This is a genomic window from Vibrio sp. 2033 (genome assembly GCF_033339735.1).
The window spans coordinates 46,316-65,998 of record NZ_JAWOVC010000017.1 but is presented as its reverse complement, the minus strand read 5'-3'; the positions used below and the strand labels follow the sequence as shown (position 1 = coordinate 65,998).

Annotated in this window: 14 protein-coding genes; 1 reads left to right on the top strand and 13 read right to left on the bottom strand. The window is 44.8% G+C overall.

Translation table 11 applies throughout. From position 1 onward, the window contains the following. Positions 1-437 precede the first annotated feature (437 nt). Positions 438-1,814 (top strand): PhoH family protein, encoded by a 1,377-nt coding sequence (locus R7P74_RS19085; RefSeq protein ID WP_005381133.1) that lies wholly within the window; start codon positions 438-440, stop codon positions 1,812-1,814. 66 nt (positions 1,815-1,880) lie between these two features. On the opposite strand, the gene tldD is transcribed toward R7P74_RS19085, so the two are convergent. The 13 genes from tldD to R7P74_RS19020 form a co-directional block, all read right to left on the bottom strand. Continuing rightward, on the bottom strand, positions 1,881-3,326 hold the full coding sequence (tldD, locus tag R7P74_RS19080; RefSeq protein WP_005381134.1) for a metalloprotease TldD: 1,446 nt from the start codon (positions 3,324-3,326) through the stop codon (positions 1,881-1,883). Between the two features lie 11 nt (positions 3,327-3,337). Beyond that, a complete protein-coding gene (locus R7P74_RS19075) occupies positions 3,338-4,159 on the bottom strand; it encodes a carbon-nitrogen hydrolase family protein (protein WP_137282388.1) in 822 nt (273 codons plus the stop codon). A gap of 33 nt (positions 4,160-4,192) precedes the next feature. Next, entirely contained in the window at positions 4,193-8,074 is a 3,882-nt protein-coding gene (locus R7P74_RS19070) for a YhdP family protein (RefSeq protein ID WP_225474132.1), read from the bottom strand. 12 nt (positions 8,075-8,086) lie between these two features. Continuing rightward, a complete protein-coding gene (gene rng / locus R7P74_RS19065; protein WP_005381138.1) occupies positions 8,087-9,556 on the bottom strand; it encodes a ribonuclease G in 1,470 nt (489 codons plus the stop codon). Between the two features lie 18 nt (positions 9,557-9,574). Further along, positions 9,575-10,144 carry a Maf family protein gene (locus R7P74_RS19060; RefSeq protein ID WP_017821310.1) on the bottom strand — a complete coding sequence of 190 codons (570 nt, stop codon included), beginning with the start codon at positions 10,142-10,144 and terminating at the stop codon, positions 9,575-9,577. A gap of 4 nt (positions 10,145-10,148) precedes the next feature. Then, the gene (gene mreD, locus R7P74_RS19055; RefSeq protein WP_005381141.1) at positions 10,149-10,637 is read right to left on the bottom strand and encodes a rod shape-determining protein MreD; all 489 of its coding nucleotides are present in this window, start codon (positions 10,635-10,637) and stop codon (positions 10,149-10,151) included. After that, positions 10,627-11,523: a rod shape-determining protein MreC gene (mreC, locus tag R7P74_RS19050; protein ID WP_005381142.1), complete on the bottom strand. Its 897-nt coding sequence runs from the start codon at positions 11,521-11,523 to the stop codon at positions 10,627-10,629. Before mreC ends, mreD begins: the two co-directional genes overlap by 11 nt. 137 nt (positions 11,524-11,660) lie before the next feature. After that, complete coding sequence (locus R7P74_RS19045) at positions 11,661-12,704, bottom strand: rod shape-determining protein (RefSeq protein ID WP_005381144.1); 1,044 nt, start codon at positions 12,702-12,704, stop codon at positions 11,661-11,663. Positions 12,705-12,855: 151 nt separating this feature from the next. Beyond that, positions 12,856-17,361, bottom strand: coding sequence for a DUF6701 domain-containing protein (locus tag R7P74_RS19040; protein WP_318123074.1), 4,506 nt, complete (start codon positions 17,359-17,361; stop codon positions 12,856-12,858). A 5-nt stretch (positions 17,362-17,366) separates the two neighbouring features. Further along, positions 17,367-17,810 (bottom strand): MSHA biogenesis protein MshP, encoded by a 444-nt coding sequence (locus tag R7P74_RS19035; RefSeq protein ID WP_225474130.1) that lies wholly within the window; start codon positions 17,808-17,810, stop codon positions 17,367-17,369. Continuing rightward, positions 17,800-18,513, bottom strand: coding sequence for a PilW family protein (locus R7P74_RS19030; protein ID WP_262634454.1), 714 nt, complete (start codon positions 18,511-18,513; stop codon positions 17,800-17,802). Before R7P74_RS19030 ends, R7P74_RS19035 begins: the two co-directional genes overlap by 11 nt. Further along, the gene (locus R7P74_RS19025; RefSeq protein ID WP_225474128.1) at positions 18,513-19,112 is read right to left on the bottom strand and encodes a type IV pilus modification PilV family protein; all 600 of its coding nucleotides are present in this window, start codon (positions 19,110-19,112) and stop codon (positions 18,513-18,515) included. Before R7P74_RS19025 ends, R7P74_RS19030 begins: the two co-directional genes overlap by 1 nt. Beyond that, positions 19,109-19,663 carry a type II secretion system protein gene (locus R7P74_RS19020; RefSeq protein WP_318123073.1) on the bottom strand — a complete coding sequence of 185 codons (555 nt, stop codon included), beginning with the start codon at positions 19,661-19,663 and terminating at the stop codon, positions 19,109-19,111. Before R7P74_RS19020 ends, R7P74_RS19025 begins: the two co-directional genes overlap by 4 nt. Positions 19,664-19,683 lie beyond the last annotated feature (20 nt).

Genomic DNA, 19,683 nt, shown 5'->3' with positions numbered 1-19,683 from the left:
AGTATGAACTGAGTATTTTTTAAGCCAGCTCAACATGATAAATCGGACGTAGCCTATACGCAGAAAAAGGTCGCTAATCTTACTTGAAGCTGTGATTTAGGTCACGCCGAAACCGCACCAAGCAGAAACTTTTTTTCCCAAACTCTAAATGCAATCAAATTGTAAAATACTCAAGCCAATTATTAAGTTGTAGAACGTAAATATTACGTATACTTCTAATGAGGGGCGTTTAAAACCATTGCATATGATTTAAGCGCGTTAGTACACGATTAGGATCAACACGGGTTTGCAGTAAGTTGTCTTGCTACTCGGTTGCACACTAGCCGACATCAGCCCGACAACCTCTATTGCAAGCAATCAGAGTTAGGTCACTTCACACCTATTTGGAAACGACCTAACAACTCGCATGCAGAGCCGTACTACGGCAAGGAGACGCTATGGGCGATACCGATCGGAAACTGTTTGTACTCGATACCAACATTCTTCTTCATGAACCCTTTGCCATCTTCTCTTTCCAAGAACACGATGTCGTTATCCCCATGACCGTGTTGGAAGAACTCGACCGAATCAAAGACAGCAAGCGCGACGTTGCAAGAGATGCGCGCGTAGCTATTCGCACCTTGGAAGATTTGTTTAAAGAAGCAACGCCAGATGAAATCTCTGAAGGTATTCCTGTTTCTAAAGACAACCCCGACCAAGGTACCATTTCCATTTTGGCGGATTTTGAACTGCAGGAAACCGTCAAAGCCTTCGCCGACAAGGCCGGTGACAACCGTATTCTCAACGCGGTGCTTTATCTGCAAAATAAACGTGCACCACGTGAAGTGGTACTGATCACGAAAGACATCAACATGCGTCTGCGAGCCAAAGGGGCTGGTGTACGCTTTGTTGAGGACTATAGAACCGACCAACTGATTGACGACATTCAATACCTAACCAAAGGCTTTCAATTGCGTGAAGGTGATTTCTGGAGCGGTATTGAGGAAGTAGAAAGCTATGCACTGGGCGGAAAAACTTACCACAAACTCAGTCGCGAACCCTTCGACCCAACCTTTATCAACCAATACGTTATTGATGAAGACAGTGACTTTGCTGGTCGCGTAGAAACCATCAATGAAGACAAGCTAACGCTTCTCGACCTGAGCCGCGAACGTCTAATGCATCGTAAGGCTTGGGACATCACACCTAAAAATATCTACCAGGGAATGGCGTTAGATGCCTTACTCGATCCAGAAATTGACTTGGTGATTCTAACGGGTGCAGCGGGTAGTGGTAAGACATTACTGGCAATGGCAGCAGCATTGGAGCAAACCATTGAAAAAAGCATGTTCGATAAAATTATCGTAACACGTAACACGCCAGATATCGGTGAATCCATCGGCTTCTTACCCGGCTCCGAAGAGGAGAAAATGATGCCGTGGTTAGCGGCGGTGACCGATACCTTGGAAGCACTACATAAACACGATCACTGCACTGAAGGCTCATTGAAGTACATCTGCGATAAAGCCAACATTCAATTTAAATCGATCAACTTTATGCGTGGCCGTTCGATTCAAAATGCGTTTGTACTGCTTGATGAGTGTCAAAACCTCACTGCATCACAAATCAAAACCATCATTACCCGCTGTGGCGAAGGAACCAAAATCGTCTGCTCCGGTAACTTGGCGCAGATTGACTCTCATTACCTCACCCCAGTGACATCAGGATTGACGTACATGGTTGAGCGCTTCAAGAACTTTGAAGGCAGCGCAAATATTCACCTCAACGGTGTGGTTCGTAGCCGCTTGGCGGAATTTGCTGAAGAAAACCTGTAATTGACACCGACTCACAAAGCAAAAGAGCGCTCTAATGAGCGCTCTTTTTATAACGATTCGACTGAGTTACTCAGTGCCACCCACTGTCAGTGAGTCCAGCTTCAAGGTCGGCTGACCAACACCAACCGGCACACTTTGACCTGCTTTACCACATACGCCAACGCCCTTGTCGATACTTAAGTCGTTACCGACCATAGACACTTGCTGCATTGCTTCGATACCTGAGCCAATCAACGTCGCACCTTTAACAGGGCGCGTAATTTTACCGTTTTCAATCAAGTATGCTTCGGATGCAGAGAACACAAACTTACCCGAAGTAATGTCCACCTGGCCGCCACCAAAGTTTGGCGCATACAAACCTTTCTCGACCGTCGAGATAATTTCTTCTGGCGTATGTTCACCTGGAAGCATGTAGGTGTTGGTCATGCGAGGCATTGGCAAGTGTGCATACGACTCACGACGACCGTTACCCGTTGGATTTACACCCATGAGCCGCGCGTTTAGCTTGTCTTGCATATAGCCTTTCAGCACACCATTCTCGATAAGCGTGTTGTACTGACCGTTTACCCCTTCATCATCCACATTCAGTGAACCACGAAGGTCTTTTAACGTGCCGTCATCGACGATGGTACACAGCGAAGACGTCACTTGTTGACCCATTTTGCCAGAGAAAACCGAAGATTCCTTCCGGTTAAAATCACCTTCTAGGCCATGACCTACCGCTTCGTGTAGCAACACGCCAGGCCAGCCAGAACCCAATACCACTGGCATCATGCCAGCTGGTGCTGCTTCTGCTTCAAGGTTGATTAACGCCATGCGAATCGCTTCGTCTGCGTAATGAAAAGCTTGTTTCACACCATTGCTTTCCGTTAAAAAGAAATCGTAACCGAAACGGCCGCCGCCACCAGCGCTACCGCGTTCACGTCGTTCGCCTTTTTGTGCGAGCACGCTAATAGACAAACGCACCAAAGGACGAATATCGCCTGCATAAGTACCGTCTGTTGCCGCAACAAGCATCTGCTCATGCACACCGCTGATGCTGATCGAGACTTCTTTAATCAATGGTTCTTTAGTGCGGATGTAAGCATCTAGAGATTTGAGCAATTCTGTTTTTTGCTGCTTTTCCCATTCAGCTAGTGGATTCACAGCGGCGTAGTACGCTTGGTTTTCGGTGCGTTTAAACGCTTGGACTTTACCATTCTGCCCTTGCTGAGCAATACCGCGCGCCGCCATTGCACTCTGCTTCAGGCCTTCAGGCTGGATTTGATCAGAGTAGGCAAAGCCGGTTTTCTCGCCAGTTACTGCACGGACACCAACACCACAATCAATGTTAAAAGAGCCATCTTTGATGATGCTATCTTCTAGAACCAGAGACTCATGCCAGCTGGACTGAAAGTAAATGTCCGCATAATCGATCTGGCGCGTAGCAATGCTGGCAAGCGTGTCAGCAATGTCTTGTTCTGTCAGACCATTTGGGGCAAGGAGTGCCTGTTCTATTTGGTTTGTGCTCATAGTTAGCTCTTTTATTTCCGTCTCAATTCATTTTGAAAGCGACTGTGTTGAGTCAGCGGCATATTCTGCCTTACTTGTTGGCTTTGTGACAAATCTATCTCTGTCACCAATAAGCCTACTTCATCCTGAAGCTGCTTATGGATACGTCCCCAAGGGTCAACGACCATCGAGTGTCCCCATGTTTTTCGTCCACATGGATGCGTTCCAGTTTGTCCGCTTGCCAAAATCCAACATTGTGCCTCAATCGCTCTAGCTCGCAATAATACTTCCCAGTGAGCTTGCCCCGTCACAGCGGTAAACGCAGCGGGCACCACAATGATATCCGCCCCTTCTTGACGCAATACTTTATAAAGTTCTGGGAAACGTAAATCATAACAAATGCTCAATCCAACACTGCCGATATCAGTTTCCGCAACGACTATTTGATTACCCGCCATAAACGTATCCGACTCACGATAACTACCATAACCATCGGCTACGTCGACATCAAACATATGCAGTTTGTCATAGTGAGCAATGCATTTACCGTGCGGCGGCAATACAAGTGTTGTGGTGGTGACACCTTTTGCGGTTTGAATGGGCATGCTTCCGACAATCAGCGTTAACTGGTTCTTTCTGGCGATTTCACAGAGCCGCTGTTGAATCATGCCACTGCCAAGTGGCTCTGCATGTTGATGATAAGCTTCGCGACTGGAAAATAGCACTGTATTTTCAGGAGTAAGAACAAGTTTGGCACCTTGCTTGCTCGCTAAAGCACACTGTTTTTCAATGAAGTCCAAATTCGCGTTAATATCCGGACCCGAAGTCATTTGAATAATGCCAACACGCTCCATGTGTTTCCTCCCTATTCCATTATATTCGGTGAGTTATTTGGCCTGTTCACGCAGTTTTTCTGGCAGCTTGTATTCACCTTTACTTCGCGAAATTTCTTTCACCGTTGGTGAATCTAGTGGGCCTTTCACTTCATAATTGACTTGAGTGAAGACCTCAACCACCGGAGATATCACCGTAGAGATGGCCAAGACATACAAAGCAGTTTGAGGCGCAACGGCAAACGCGGTCAGCATTGGTAGGCCTGATGTGATGTCTGGTGTGAATTTCACTTCCGCATCAACCATTCTGCTGTTCATATTAGCGATGCCGCGGATTTGCATTTCCCCTGCTAACGCATCCATTACAATATCATTGGTGATAAACACACCGTCTTGGATTTTGCCCGTTCCCGTGATCGAGTTGAATGCCATGCCTTTATCGAATACGTCGGTAAAGTCGAGCTGCATCTTACGGATGATAGAATCCAAGCTAAACAAGCCTAACAAGCGTGCCGCACCACTAACTTCACTGATCACGCCTTTACCAAATTCCGTTGAGACGTTTCCTTGCAAGGTTTGTGTCTTCATTGACCAAGGTGCGCCGTCCCATTCCATATTGGCATTGATCTCAAATGGTGCTTGTTGAATGCCTGATGTAATACCAAAGCGCTCCATAAGATCGGTGTTGTTATCACCTTTCATTTTCATGGTTAAGTTGGAATGACTACTCTCTTTCGTCAGGTCCCACCAACCACTCATATCAATGCGGTTTTTGCCGCTACTAAAGGTGATATTTTTCCACTCCAAGCGGTTCTGGCGACGCTGCAAATCAACATTCACTTTGCCCACTTTGTAGCCTTGCAGCCAAAAATCATCAATGTTCAAAGTTAAGTTTGGCATCTCAGCGTGAAACTTGCGGTCAAAATTGGTAATCAAAGGTGCGTTTTGATCTTCACTCGCAAAGATTGAGCTGCGCTCTTTGGTCATCTCTTCAAACCCTGGGATGTACAGATGCAAGTGCTCAAAAGAGACCGATAGATCATAGGGTTTCAGATAGTTAGCTTTCCCTTTAACCTCTTGACTGTCCACATCGAGTTGCCAACTCAAATTTTTCTTGCTTGCTGAAAAATCCACATCATGAAACTCAATCCCACCGAGCTGTAAGTTTGGCGTTTCAACTTCAATGCGTGTCGGCAATGGAATGGTCGGCGTTTTCATGCTTGCCAAAACAGACGATGAAGGCTTGCTCTCAGAGACCTGCGCAAGCTCAGCCCATTGGTCTAAATTCAGTTCTTCGACACGCACCGAAGCATCGTGCCCGACAATAGGACTAATCCGGAAGCCACCTTTGCCAACCATTAAATGAGTCGCAGTCAGAACCGGGACATCGCCAGCGATATCTATCTCAGTTTGATACTTCACATTTGGGATCTGTAGTCTTGCTGAAATACTCTCTTGGTTGCCGGATGCTTGCAGTTTCGCTTGCCCAGACTCGCCAATTTGTTTCGCTAAAGGATAAGGATATTGACTAGCCAGACGATTTAGCTGCGCCAGCACTTCAAGCTGATAAGTGAAACCAACATCATTGAGTTGCAAGTCAATGTCCATTTGCCACGGCGCATGGCCAGAAACAAGGTTTAACCAACGCTCACCGACATAGGGTTTGAGAGGCTCGACATCCCAATCTCCTAGTGTATTAATTGTCACGTTGTAGCCTTGCTCCGCACTCTCTCCATGGAAATCAAGAGAGATAGGCTGTTGTAATAATTCGGCCGACAAACCCGATGTGGTAACCACATCATTGTCGAAGGTGATACGCCCTGTGGCGTTTTCAAGCGTCATTGGCGGCGCTTCAACATCAACACGATTTTCTGTTAAATCGGCATAACCCCAAGCGCGAGACTCTTTCTCAAAATCAAACGGTATATTGAGTTGAAACTCAGAGTAAACGGGCCCACTCACTTGCAGCGCTGTCAATGCGGCACCGACTGAATCCACTAATGGCGTCGCCATCATGTAGTCACGGACTTCATTACCCGGCGCGCTTGCTTTCGCTTCAATCTCGATGTGTCCACCTTCTGCCAACTCAGGGATTCGCCCAGTGATACGCTTGGCATGAACGCCATTTAGTGTGGCTGATTTTGAATCCAAATACATGGCATCATTTTCAAACAGCAAGTCTAGCTGCAAATCCGTGATGGTTGGCCATGCCGTATCAAAGCTAAATTTCGCGTCTTTTAATCCAACCCAAGCTTGGAACATGCCATTATGTTCTTTGTAAGGAAAATCACCTAACTCGCCATACCACAACAATTTTGCTGTGTTCACTTTTCCACCCTGAATCGCGGTCGAAAGATAGTCGGTCAAGTCTTGCCCAAGTGCCAGAGTCGGTAGATAGCGCCATGTTTCACCCGCGTTGTAGAGATCCGCTTCGGCATAGAACGATAAAAATGGGCTTTGTTCTTTTGGAAAATCAAGACGGAATGCCCCCAAGACTTGAAGATCAGGCGTTGCTGCCGTCACTTTATCCGCCCACAAACGCCAACCCGCATCATCTTGCTGCCAGATAATATCGACTTCACCTTGTTTGATATTCAGCGGAGCTTGGAATACATCGCCGTACGGAAAGACATCATCAATGACGGTGACTTTTGCTTTAGCTTGATTCACATCCCCCGATACGCTGCCCTGTACGTGATGAAACCCGGGTAGGAGCTCCCATTGTGTCATCGCGAGTTCATCCAGTTCAGCCGAGTAGCGTAAGGTGTCTAAACCACCGTTCATTGACAATCGGACATCTTCGACCCGACCTTTCGGTGCTAGTTTGTTAATAAGGTCACTGGTCGACTCTGACTCTGGAGCCAGCTTGATGAGCGGAATGAGTGCTTCTATGTCGAGTTGAGAGAGATTAAGCATCCAGCCGTTTGGTTGCCAATCAAACGCGACGTCTAGCTCTGGCCAAGGGGTATTATCGGTTCTGATCTGAAGTGAGTGACCATTTACTTTCCAGCCTTGTTTATCTGGTCGAAGATTGAAAATTCCAGACTCAATAAACAGCTCATGATGTCCATCTTCATTCCACACCAACTCGGAAGGCAGCAATTCAACATAAGCATCATGCGGTTGGCTATGTTTGAGCGTTAGCCAAGTATTTAAGCTGACTTTACCCGACTCTGCTCCTGACTCTTCTTGCATGTAAGTGGTCAGCCAAGGTGTGACCGAGACATCTTGAGCACTCACGTAAAACTCACCAGATACATCGCGCAACGAGCCATGATCTTTAAAGTTAGCGCTTACTAACAATGAGTTCAGGCGAACATCGGCAATGCTAACCGTGCCTTCGGCTACGTGACGTTTCCCTTGATTGCTCCAACGAAGCTGCTCAATATCTAAACGGCGAGTTTCACCAGACACCGACTTATACCAAATCCGTGAATCGCTAATAGTGAAGTCTTCGAACTGACGTAAAAGAAGTGAGTCGAGTTGGTCAATGAGTTTCACTTCGCTCTTATCCACTTCAGGCTTCGGATCTTGACGATGAGAAGTCGGCAGAATGTCTACCGTGTGAATGTCTAAAGCGAGGTTATGAATGGTAAGGTCTGCAACTACAGGTTTAAGTTGAAAAAGAGATTGAATAAGGTCGAACTCAATTTGGACTTCTTCAACAGCGAAGCGTGCATCTTGCACGTTTGGTAGATTTGCCTCTAAACCCAGTAACGCAATTGAGGGATGATTATTGCGCCACGTCCCTGCGACATTAGCAATAGAAACGTCAAAACCTGTGCCTTGTTTGACCCAGGTTTTGATCTCATCTTGGAAATGGTTAAGTTGCGGCAGTGTGACGCGAAGCGTGGTTACTAATATGGCTAATAACACCAATACAGTAACTAAACTCCACGCACAAAAACGCCCAAAACGGTTAACACCAGAATTCACAAATGTTCCAAATTACATCATTACGACGTCAAACTGTTCCTGAATGTACAGGGGTTCAGCCTGAACTCGCACTTGCTTGCCAATAAATACTTCGAGCTCTGCCAACGCATGAGACTCATCGCCCAATAGCGCTTCAGCAACAAACGGCGATGCGTACACGACAAAATTATCGGCGTCGTAAGCACGGTTCACACGAGTAATCTCGCGTAATATCTCAAAGCATACGGTTTCGACCGTTTTCACGCTGCCACGGCCTTCACAAGTAGGACAGCCAGAACACAAGATATGTTCAATACTTTCTCGTGTGCGCTTGCGCGTCATTTCAACTAAGCCAAGCTGGGTAAAGCCGTTGATGTTGGTTTTTACTCGGTCTTTCGCCAGCGCCGTTTCCAGTGAGGTAAGTACTCGCTGACGATGCTCTTCGGATGCCATATCGATAAAATCAATAATGATGATACCGCCGAGGTTACGTAAACGTAGCTGACGCGCAATAGCTTGCGTTGCCTCTATATTGGTATTGAAGATAGTCTCTTCGAGATTACGACGACCAACAAATGCACCCGTGTTGATGTCGATGGTGGTCATGGCTTCGGTTTGATCGATGATCAAATAGCCGCCCGATTTTAGCTCGACCTTGCGCTCTAAAGAACGCTGAATTTCGTTTTCGGTGTCGTACATGTCAAAGATTGGCTTGTCACCTTCGTAAAGCTCAAGCTTATCTGTTAACTCCGGTACATACTCAGAAGTGAATTCTTTCAGGTTCTCGTATTCAAGGCGGGAGTCGACCATGATCTTATCGAGCTCTGTGCCAACAAAGTCACGCAGAATGCGTTGAGCTAAGCCGAGTTCACCGTAAAGTGTTGAACGCGTTTTGTATTTTGAGCGACGCTCCATGACTTTTAGCCACAAACGCTTTAGAAATGCCGCATCTTGAGATAGCTCTTTTTCATCAGCGCCTTCTGCCGCGGTACGAATGATAAAACCACCGTGCTCATCGCAGTAATGGTTCACCACCTTTTTCAAACGCTCGCGCTCTTTTTCACTTTCAATACGCTGCGAAACACCGACATGGCTGGCCCCCGGCATAAAAACAAGATAACGCGAAGGTAAGGTGATATCCGTCGTTAAACGCGCACCTTTTGTGCCGAGCGGATCTTTGACCACTTGCACAACAATGTCTTGTCCCTGGCGTACCAGCTCAGAGATATCACGGACTTGAAACTGCTGTTTTTCGTTTTCTGCCACACATTCGGTATGAGGAACAATATCTGACGCATGTAAAAATGCCGCTTTATCTAAACCAATGTCGACGAAAGCCGCCTGCATACCTGGTAACACTCGGCTTACTTTGCCTTTGTATATATTGCCCACAATACCGCGACGCGATTCGCGCTCGATATGTATTTCTTGTAGTACTCCACCTTCAATCATGGCCACACGAGTTTCACTCGGGGTCACGTTAAGCAGCAATTCTGCACTCATGTGCACACCTCAAAACAATTATAAAAATTCTTGAATTAGCTGATCGGTTTCGAACAAAGGTAAGCCTACTACAGCGTGATAACTGCCTTCGATTCGGGTGACAAATCGCCCTCCGAGTCCCTGAATACCATAACTTCCAGCTTTATCGCATGGCTCTCCTGACTGCCAATATTGTTCGATTTCTTCGTGAGTCAGTGGTTTGAACCACACGTCAGTGGTAACGACCACTGAATGTTGTTGTTCCGATGATACAACGCTCACCGCAGTCATCACTTGATGACGACGACCCGATAAGTCAGTAAGCATACGCTTTGAATCTTCAAAACTTTTTGGTTTTTCTAGCACACGGTCATCGCATACTACGACCGTATCAGAGCCCAATACAACGGAATCAGGCTTAGCCAACGCTAAGCCTGCCTGAGCTTTTTCCAAAGAAAGACGCAACACGTAATCTCGTGCTTGCTCATGAGCCTGTTTGGCTTCCTCAACATCAGGCAATACGATCTCAAAATCATAACCCAGTTGAGCAAGCAGCTCTTTTCTTCTCGGAGAACCCGATGCGAGAACGAGAGATAAGCTTTTCTTCACCGCTTTACCTTACGTGCCATGCACGACGAACTCGTCGCATTAATAAAAACATCCATGGCCAAAGTATACAGTTTATTGCCGCCGTCCACAGAGATAATGGATTAAATACTACGTCCTGGTTCAAATATTCCCCACAGAATATCAGAACTTCCAATAACGCAGTAAAAAAGGCAATTAAAATCGACTGTTGCCACAAAGCCATGTTGCGAATCAACAGGAAATTCAGCGCCACGAGGTAGATAACGATCGACATCATCATGCCACGAATTCCAAGCGTTGAGCCGATCAAGATATCCCACAATAAGCCCAACACTAGCGCAGTTCCGACGTTCACTCGGTGTGGTAGTGCCAACACCCAATAACACGTGACAAGGAACAACCATGACGGACGTAACACATCTAACACACCTGGCCATGGAATGGTTTGCAGTACCAGCGCAACGAAGAAACTGACGCCAATCACCATTCGGCTACTCAATACATTATTGGCCATCGGTTACCTCTTGTTCTTGCTCTAACCCTTCATCTACATTGGACCGCAGTACTTTGTGTTGACGGTCTTCATTCGGCCAAATCAGCAGTAGGTAGCGTAAGCGATCAAACTCCACAACCGGCTCAGCCTTGATTGAAGCGAACTCTTGACGCGTATCGTGATCCACATTGGTAACCGTCGCGACTGGGTATCCCTCAGGGTAAATACCACCTAAACCGGATGTCACCAATAAATCACCAACCTGAATATCTGTGCTGGTTGGAATGTGCTCCAGTTGGATTTCATCCATTTCACCATTGCCCGATGCGATCACTCGGATATCATTGCGGATCACCTGGACAGGAATTGCATTTTTCGCGTCCGTTAGCAGCAGAACACGTGCGTTGTGCGCTGCGACAAACGTAACCTGACCAACGATGCCTTTCTCGTTGATAACAGGCTGACCAACGTAAACACCATCAATACGGCCTTTATCGATCACCACTTGATGACGATAAGGTGAAGTATCCACCGCCATTACTTCTGTCACGACTTTCTTTTCATCACGGACAAATGAAGATCCTAACAACTTACGTAGGCGTTGGTTTTCTTCTTTATATTGGTCGAGCAAGATAAGCTCGCTTTTCAGGCGTAGCACTTCTCGCTTTAAGCTGCGATTGCCTTCAACCAATGCCTGATGAGAATTAAAACGTTCAAATACGCCATCGAACATACTACGAGGCAAATTCGCTGCGTACTGAATCGGTGCAACCATACTGTTTAGTAGGTATCGAACGTTGGAAAACGTATCTAGACGACTATCGGCCAGCATTAAGCTCGCCGACACGATGACAGCAAAAAACAGACGTAATTGCAGAGACGGACCTCTGCCGAAAATCGGTTTCATCTTGTTTTTGACCTGATTGCTTCCATGATTATTGAGCCTTACTTGGCACCTAAAAATACTTTTAGGTATGGAGCATGTTTGAATTACAGAGAGAGCAGAAATGAAGGTGAAGCCCGACATGAGCTTCACCTAAACCTTTATTCTTCAGAGAACAGATCGCCACCGTGCATGTCGATCATTTCTAGAGCTTTACCGCCACCACGAGCCACACACGTTAGTGGATCTTCCGCGATAACCACAGGAATACCAGTTTCTTCCATTAGCAGACGGTCTAGGTCTTTAAGTAGTGCACCACCACCGGTTAGTACCATACCGTTTTCAGAAATGTCTGAAGCAAGCTCTGGTGGGCACTGTTCTAGTGCAACCATGACTGCTGATACGATGCCAGATAGCGGCTCTTGAAGCGCTTCTAGGATCTCGTTTGAGTTCAAGCTAAAGCTTCGTGGCACACCCTCTGCAAGGTTACGACCGCGAACTTCAATCTCTTGAACTTCATCACCTGGGTAAGCAGAACCGATTTCGTGTTTGATCTTTTCAGCCGTTGCTTCACCAATCAAGCTGCCGTAGTTACGACGTACGTAGTTGATCACAGCTTCATCAAAGCGGTCACCACCGATACGTACAGACGATGAGTAAACCACACCGTTTAGAGAGATAACGGCAACTTCAGTTGTACCACCACCGATATCGACCACCATTGAACCTGTCGGCTCAGATACGCGTAAACCAGCACCAATTGCCGCCGCCATTGGCTCGTCGATTAGGTAAACTTCACGGGCACCAGCACCAAGTGCTGATTCACGAATTGCGCGACGCTCAACTTGGGTAGAACCACAAGGAACACAAACAAGAACACGTGGGCTTGGCTTTAGGATGCTGTTATCGTGCACTTGCTTGATAAAGTGCTGAAGCATTTTTTCGGTTACGTAGAAGTCAGCGATTACGCCGTCTTTCATTGGGCGGATAGCGGAAATGTTGCCAGGTGTACGACCAAGCATCTGTTTTGCTGCGTGACCGACTGCAGCAACGCTTTTTGCAGAACCTACACGATCTTGACGAATAGCAACTACAGAAGGTTCATCAAGGACAATTCCTTGCCCTTTTACGTAAATTAGAGTGTTGGCTGTACCTAAATCGATAGATAGATCGTTAGAAAACATGCCACGAAGTTTCTTAAACATACTCTTCGCTCATCCTGCAAAAATATAGAAGACAAAAATTGTTCTAAATGTACCAATGCCTCGCTGTCACAGCAAGGTATTGGTACACAAACATGAGCAGAAAGCCTCAATTTCTTGCAGTTTCCTAACTTAAGGGCAAAAACCTAAGTTGTTACTGTCCGGTTAACCCTGGCTCACCACGGTAAATCACACGGTCATTACCACGGTGAATACCGAAGGTGACGACGGAGGATGGGTTTTCTTCACCAGCTTTCTTATTGTCCCAGTTGTACTTGAGCCAAGGGACATTGCTTCCATTCGAGTCGAGCCCTAGCCAAACTTCTGTTTGCTGACGAACCGAAGATTGACATGTAGCTAAGTCTTGTTGGGCTTTAATTTTCCGTGTTTTTCCTCCAGAAACAGTAGCATTCCCCTCTAAAAGAACTGAACAATCAGTTCCATCAGCAGGCCAAATTGGTGTTTGTTTCTGAATGAAGTTAATCACTGAGGTATTGTTATCTTCTGCATTAGTTACAAAACGCTCACCGTTCCAAAATTCCACAGAAAGAGGAACTGTCAACTTCTGCCCTTGATATCCCCCCACGTCAGATAACATCATTCGCCCAAACCTAACGGGAGGTTGGCTAGGAAGTACAGCAGATACACTGTAGCTCTCGGAAGAACTATTTTTAAATCTAACAGGGTCTTTACCCGATATTTCAAGACTAAACTCTGTAGCTTTTGAGAGTCGATCATTTGTGTTGAAAGGTCCATTTTCGTCAAGGGGCTTAGTCACATATGCAAAAGCGTCCTGCAAATACCACTGTGAAGTCTCCGATACATCGGGGTTCTCTCGCCAATCACCTAGCGATGTATCAAGAATTAAACTGTTTGATACTTTTCCATCCCCCTGAACGGCAAGCTTAGCTTGATAACCGCCATCAATTAAGTGGTAGTTTTTCAATGGCGCACTACTGCCCATACCGTATGGGAGTATCGATACTTCTGCCAAATCGAAATTCTGTCCCATATACGAAATGTTTCCTTGATTTTTTGGCGCATCCCATTTCGTTGAATTGATCACAAAGCTATCAGGATAAAAGCGCCCTATCTTACGAGAACCTTTGACCCCTTTATCTCCATCAACTTCTATTGAAGAATAAAAAGCCCCAGTTTCCAAGGCAGACAAACTTATGCTTCCAACCTCTGAATAGGCTAGATCGGAAAAAACATAGCTATAGGCCATTTTTTTATCATCAGACACATTGCGTACCAATGTGCCACTCAAGTTGCCTAAAATACCACCGACTGGAGAATCGAGCGTATACGATAACTCAGCAGACGCCTCAGATAAAAAGTAATTGTGGGTTAACTGTTCTTGCTCGCTACACTCTGGGCTATTGTATTTTAGCGGTGCGACTCGAACAGAAAAGAGCTGACCAGCGGCAACAAAAGCATTACCACTCTTACTGTTACCATTTGCGGAAACATACTCACCTTCAGTGCTCTGAGGGCAAACAGAAAACTTCCATGGACGCGATTTAACAGAAAACTCCCCACTTAAGATACCGCCGTCGATTTGACATTCTTTTGTATCGGGGTCTTTTAGCTCATCAAAACTATCACAATCAAACTCTGAATCCTTTAGGGTTATCGTTGCTTCCCCTGAATCCGTAAACGTAACTGAAGATTTTGCTAGGCCGTCCTTAAAATCTAGACCAGACAGCGAGATAGAACCGGATTGATTCGCTGATGGCATTGTAATTAGAGAAGATACATCATCACCCTTTAATGAATGATTATATTTGAGCACGACCGGAGAAGACGGATCTGACGATGGCGGACACGCAAGTACTCGAACATCTATATCAACAGGTTTGTTTGCAATCATTGAAATAGCAGAGTTATCCCATTCATCTTGATTGCTAGACTTGATATCAAATTTATAAGGGACAAAACTAAAATCGACACTTTTTGAATTATCAGTATCTTCTAGAAGCATGGCTTTAAGCTGATAACGTGTTTTAGCCAAATTAGCATCAAAGTTGTCCACCTTCGCGCTAATCGTAAGCTCGCCATTACGATTGCTTATAAACTTACAACGATCTGCACTACTCGTTATCGAACAAGCATTCCCGCTTCCAACTGATGCTTCTAAAGTAAATGCAACACTATCAGCATCAGGAATAGAAATAATGACTTCTAAACTTTCACCAACAGAGTTGTTTTGAGTAAGGATATCGAATGTTGGGGTGTCCTCGCCACACATCAACGCCAATTGAGTACTTGGCGTTATACCAAGCTCATAGCTATTAACTGGTGCTAGGCAACCTGATGACCGAATTATTTGGGAATGACTATCGAGCTTAATATCCTTTGTCGTCAATGCCCCATAAAACTGAACATTAGAGGTTAGGTATGTGTTACTTTCGTTATAAACCATACCAATAAAAATAGCATTGCTATCCATCTTAAATGGTACCGAACCATTTAACGAACTGTCTTTATGTACATTTATCCTTAAATAGCTGTCATCAGCAAACCAACCGCCATTTTTAACCAAGTCTAGAGAGCTAGATCTATAAATTTCAGGATTTTTAGATGTATTGCTTTGCATTACATCGTCAGAAACAGTGCCAATAAAACTTGCACTTGTCATATAAAGTTTCTTAGTATGGATAACAACCTCTTCACCCTCAGGCACCACTATGGCGCTCTTCCCATTCATGGATATTGATTCAAACCAGTAGGTTCCGTTTTTTAAAATGAGGGTACCACCTTCTTGAATATTAACACTTTTGTATTCCGCGCTACCGCTCAATTCCTTACTTTGGGTATAACCGGTGTATCCAGCTAAATTCAGCGAATTAGCCCCCCCTAAAAAAGCACCCAATGCTTCTTTAGGCTGTATCATCCCTGCATCTCCAACACAGGCTTGCCCATCACAGACTTTCATTGTTTGGGGGTTTGCAACTGATATATTATTCTGTTCAAAGCCAACGAGTCGTTCTCCAGAACTATTTTTTTTTGTACCTATGATTTTAACTGTTGTATTTTGAATACTTAGCGTCCCGTTACCATCGATGATATTATCCTGATCATCATACTCAGCCCAGGTTTGCAAAGGGGAAGTAAAAACTGAACAAATAGGGTTAGGGTTAGCCTTTTCAAACATAAACCAGCCAACTTGCTCATCAGTATGCCCTCTTTCTTTATCTCGCTGCATATCCTCTTCATTAATAAGTGCGACACTTGAAGTTCTGACATCGCATCGACGCAGCCAACCGCCATTGTTACCTTTACGAGAGTTCTTGTTGGCCACTAGAACAGGTGGTTCATCGAAAACTACACCTTCAGGAAAATCGGTGTAAACCTTACACCCATCCAAGACTGGAGAAATAACTGGGTCATCCTTTTTCAAAGTGTATTCCGTCTCACCGTACCCCAACCAAAACTTCAAACCATCCTTAAACCCCTCCCCTTGTCCTGCAACAAAAGCAACGACTTCGGGCTCAGAAACAGGGTTAAAGCTGACATCTAGTTTTTTGTTTCGTAATGTTTTATAAACCTCGGATTTATCTAAGGCAATAACAGCACTCCTTAGTGTTACATCACGAGCCAAAGCTGTTGCCCAATGCTCTGAGATCCCAATATCTTTGTTACTTGTCGTTTGAGTTTGAACTAACACGCCTGGCGTTTTAGTAAAACCTCCTGATAAACCAAAGTCAGAAAAGTTAATTTCAATGCCATCATTTTGCTCGGTCTCATTACAGCCATTCTTCTTGCAACTATAATGTGATGCCACACCGTCCCCGATATAGTCATCCCCAGCTCCAATAGGAAGGGTTCCTGACACAATTTTCGAGCCATTTTCAAGCTCGAGGACACCTTGCTCAATGGCAAAGTAGTCAATTTTACCTACTGGTGTTTTATCCTTATCAATAAAATCAACATCATCATCAGCTTTATCAGCCGGAGCAAAATCTTGATAAATTGTGGCTTCTGATCTGGTTACGTCCTTTACTCCGACGGTAGATGGATATTCTGTAATCCTTTCCCCATCATCTCTAGACGTTAAATTTGCATCAATAACGGGCATAACAAAGACTAGGGGTACCGTATTAAATTTTTTATCGAATTTGATTGTACATTCAGTCCCAGAAGAGCAATCAATCGTGCCAAATTCAAATTTAGGAGAACGATTAATAATGTTAGGATGTTCTGTATTTTCGTGACAACTTAAGGACGTAATTCTCGGAGAGGATGACGAAAGAGCAATATTAGCGCCATTCAATGACGTAAAATCAGCTTCTTCACTCTCAACGAACTCCCAATCGGTTCCAGATTTGATGTAATACGTTGCTAATCCAGCTTTGTGGGCTTCAGCATTTTCAGGATCATAAAAAATCCAAACTTCATAGTCTTCGTTTTTCAACACTTTATTATCAGCAAATATCGCGCTTGCCTTTTCACTTAGTGCATCTGTCCAGAAAACGATTGTTTCCGAGGCTCCATTTTTCTTTTTTGCCGTAACGGTTTCAGACATCTCAGCATTGGTTATTTTAAATTTTATGTCCCACGAATCTTTGTTACTTTTAACGTTACAACTTTGACTGGCCCAAGAGATGCTAGAAAAGAGCAACAATGTAATCATCACTAGTATTTTTTTACGAATCATATAATTCATTCCTTAACCCAAACCTCTTGTTGTCGCTGTACTTGTGCAACCCCGGAACCACAAACTGCTGTGGCTTGCACTCTAAAAAGAGATTCAGCTTCAGAGGTACCTGCGTTAAAGGTACCGATATTTGAACATGTCATAGTATTGATTCGGCAACCCGATCCTTGTGTAATCTGTGTAGGAGGAGGTGTATTCCCGTTTTCAATCTTAGAGCAAACATCAGTGATGACCGAGCCATCTGTGTTTAATGGATAAAGCTGAGTTAGTGCCCACTCATTGGCAGATTGAGCAACAAACCAAGCTTTGGTACCCAAAAAATTTCTCGTTAATGTACTTTGGTTTGACCAACTTACTCTCATCAAAGAAGCAGCTAAGTACCCCATCACAATGATGACAAACAACACGACGATCAGAACACTACCTTGTTGGACATTTCTACGGAACATTGAGCACCTGCACGTCTTGTTGGTAAACACTACGCTCCCCGTTTTGAGTGAACTCTAAATTGATGTGTACAAGACCACCACGTTGCAGCGTTGGTTCTAGATAGTGCATATCACTTACAGAAGTATCGACACTATCCGCGACCGTAATTCCATTGCGCGTGATTTGCTTGTTCTCGAAGCAGTAACGTACTTCAGACTTATCTTGATAGATGTAATGACGACTCGAAATAGAAGAGCCACCAATAGTACTTGCTGCATCACTGACAACAAACACACCATCTCTTTTATCTAAATTACCAACATCCAAACTCTGCGAAGAAGAAGGCTGTAAGTCTTCATAGCGATTTGGATTAATCACCATCCAACGATTCGCTGGAATAGGATTCAATGTAGAGTCATTGCCTAACAGAAACTCTAAGTTGTTATTCGTCAGCGTGTAAAAACCGGAATATTCAATCGGCATAAACTCCAAGCAATTGGTAGCTCCGGTAGGTACATGAAAGCTGTTTGGGACTGCGTGACGAATTTCTCGCGACATTTTCTCTAGCACAAACTGGGCTTGAGTTTGCATACGTTGTCGGTCAACTGTATCTGCATAACCTTTCATACCAAGCTGAACATAACCCGCAATACCCAGCATGATAAAACTCCCGATCACAATGGTGACGATCATTTCCATTAAGGTAAAACCACGAGCTTTCATCAGTAGTTCCCTCTTATGGCAGTGAGTGTTAATGGCTGAGTGTTGCTCGCAAAAATAGTAATAGTGATTTTTTTATAGTTAGTGATGCCTGTCGTTTTCGCCGCAGATAAGTTGTCGTACGCAACTCCGACCTCAACACGGAAATTGCGATATTTATCTTCACCGCTCTTTCCTAATACATCAGCAATACTCCCACGCTTCGCACTTTGGCACTGACCTATTGTCGTCGGTGTACTCCAACAACCTATGTAATCATCCACGTCATTAAAAGTACTCGGATTATTAGAAATTTCGCCATATTTTGTATCGACACCCAATGTTGCCGAACAACCGTTAGAGGGGTTATCTGGATGAGGGTTAAAACTAGGCTCCTCACAACGAATAACTCCACCATCAAAATCACTCCACTGGTCAAAGCCACGTGCCAATATTTGCGACATAAAACCCTGCCCTAAGGCTGCTGCACGCATTTGATAATGAGGCATTGCTGAATCACGAATTTGAGGAACTAAAAAAGACGTAAATGCTACCATCGCAATCCCCATAAGAATGATGGCAATGATCATCTCAATAAGCGTCATACCAATATGCTTTCTCATGAACATGCTCCCTCCGAAACATAACCTTGAGGGTTAATCAATACTCGGCACTGGCTTTGGCTTTGGCTGTTTTTATCTTGAATAAGAATAGAAATACCAGCAGAAGAAACATTGAGAGGATTACCCAATAGATCAAATTCAATGGGACTAGAGGCACCATTAATAATAGAAAACTGTGCTGAGTTATCGACAACAACATCGCTTCGAGCATCTCGTTCCTTACTAGCCAGATTGCACGCTGCACTAGATCCTATACAAGTACTCGTAATCGATAGACAAAAGTTTGTGTAGCTAGAGTCCTCTCCAGCTTTGTAGCTACTGGGTAGACATCTTTCAGGATAAGGCTTGTTTGGGATGCTGATATTCGACTGCATACGATTCACCTGCACTTGGCGAATCACAGAAATCACGCGTTCTTGTAATGCATATGCAGAGAAATTGCCAGATCCCATAAAACGGCTGGCTGCAAAAAGTGAAAGGATAGAGAGGAGAACAATCACGAGGATTAACTCCATTAACGTGAACCCTAATGCAGAGCTGCGAATTTTCATAACCCAACCTTAGGCTTAGA

What these genes read in the sequence shown, in the direction of transcription:
- R7P74_RS19075 (WP_137282388.1), bottom strand. Translation starts at nt 4,159, where the DNA reads ATGGAGCGTGTTGGCATTATTCAAATGACTTCGGGTCCGGATATTAAC.
- R7P74_RS19030 (WP_262634454.1), bottom strand. Translation starts at nt 18,513, where the DNA reads ATGAAAGCTCGTGGTTTTACCTTAATGGAAATGATCGTCACCATTGTG.
- R7P74_RS19045 (WP_005381144.1), bottom strand. Translation starts at nt 12,704, where the DNA reads ATGTTTAAGAAACTTCGTGGCATGTTTTCTAACGATCTATCTATCGAT.
- R7P74_RS19085 (WP_005381133.1), top strand. Translation starts at nt 438, where the DNA reads ATGGGCGATACCGATCGGAAACTGTTTGTACTCGATACCAACATTCTT.
- mreC (WP_005381142.1), bottom strand. Translation starts at nt 11,523, where the DNA reads ATGAAACCGATTTTCGGCAGAGGTCCGTCTCTGCAATTACGTCTGTTT.
- tldD (WP_005381134.1), bottom strand. Translation starts at nt 3,326, where the DNA reads ATGAGCACAAACCAAATAGAACAGGCACTCCTTGCCCCAAATGGTCTG.
- R7P74_RS19040 (WP_318123074.1), bottom strand. Translation starts at nt 17,361, where the DNA reads ATGATTCGTAAAAAAATACTAGTGATGATTACATTGTTGCTCTTTTCT.
- R7P74_RS19020 (WP_318123073.1), bottom strand. Translation starts at nt 19,663, where the DNA reads ATGAAAATTCGCAGCTCTGCATTAGGGTTCACGTTAATGGAGTTAATC.
- R7P74_RS19035 (WP_225474130.1), bottom strand. Translation starts at nt 17,810, where the DNA reads ATGTTCCGTAGAAATGTCCAACAAGGTAGTGTTCTGATCGTCGTGTTG.
- R7P74_RS19025 (WP_225474128.1), bottom strand. Translation starts at nt 19,112, where the DNA reads ATGAGAAAGCATATTGGTATGACGCTTATTGAGATGATCATTGCCATC.
- mreD (WP_005381141.1), bottom strand. Translation starts at nt 10,637, where the DNA reads ATGGCCAATAATGTATTGAGTAGCCGAATGGTGATTGGCGTCAGTTTC.
- rng (WP_005381138.1), bottom strand. Translation starts at nt 9,556, where the DNA reads ATGAGTGCAGAATTGCTGCTTAACGTGACCCCGAGTGAAACTCGTGTG.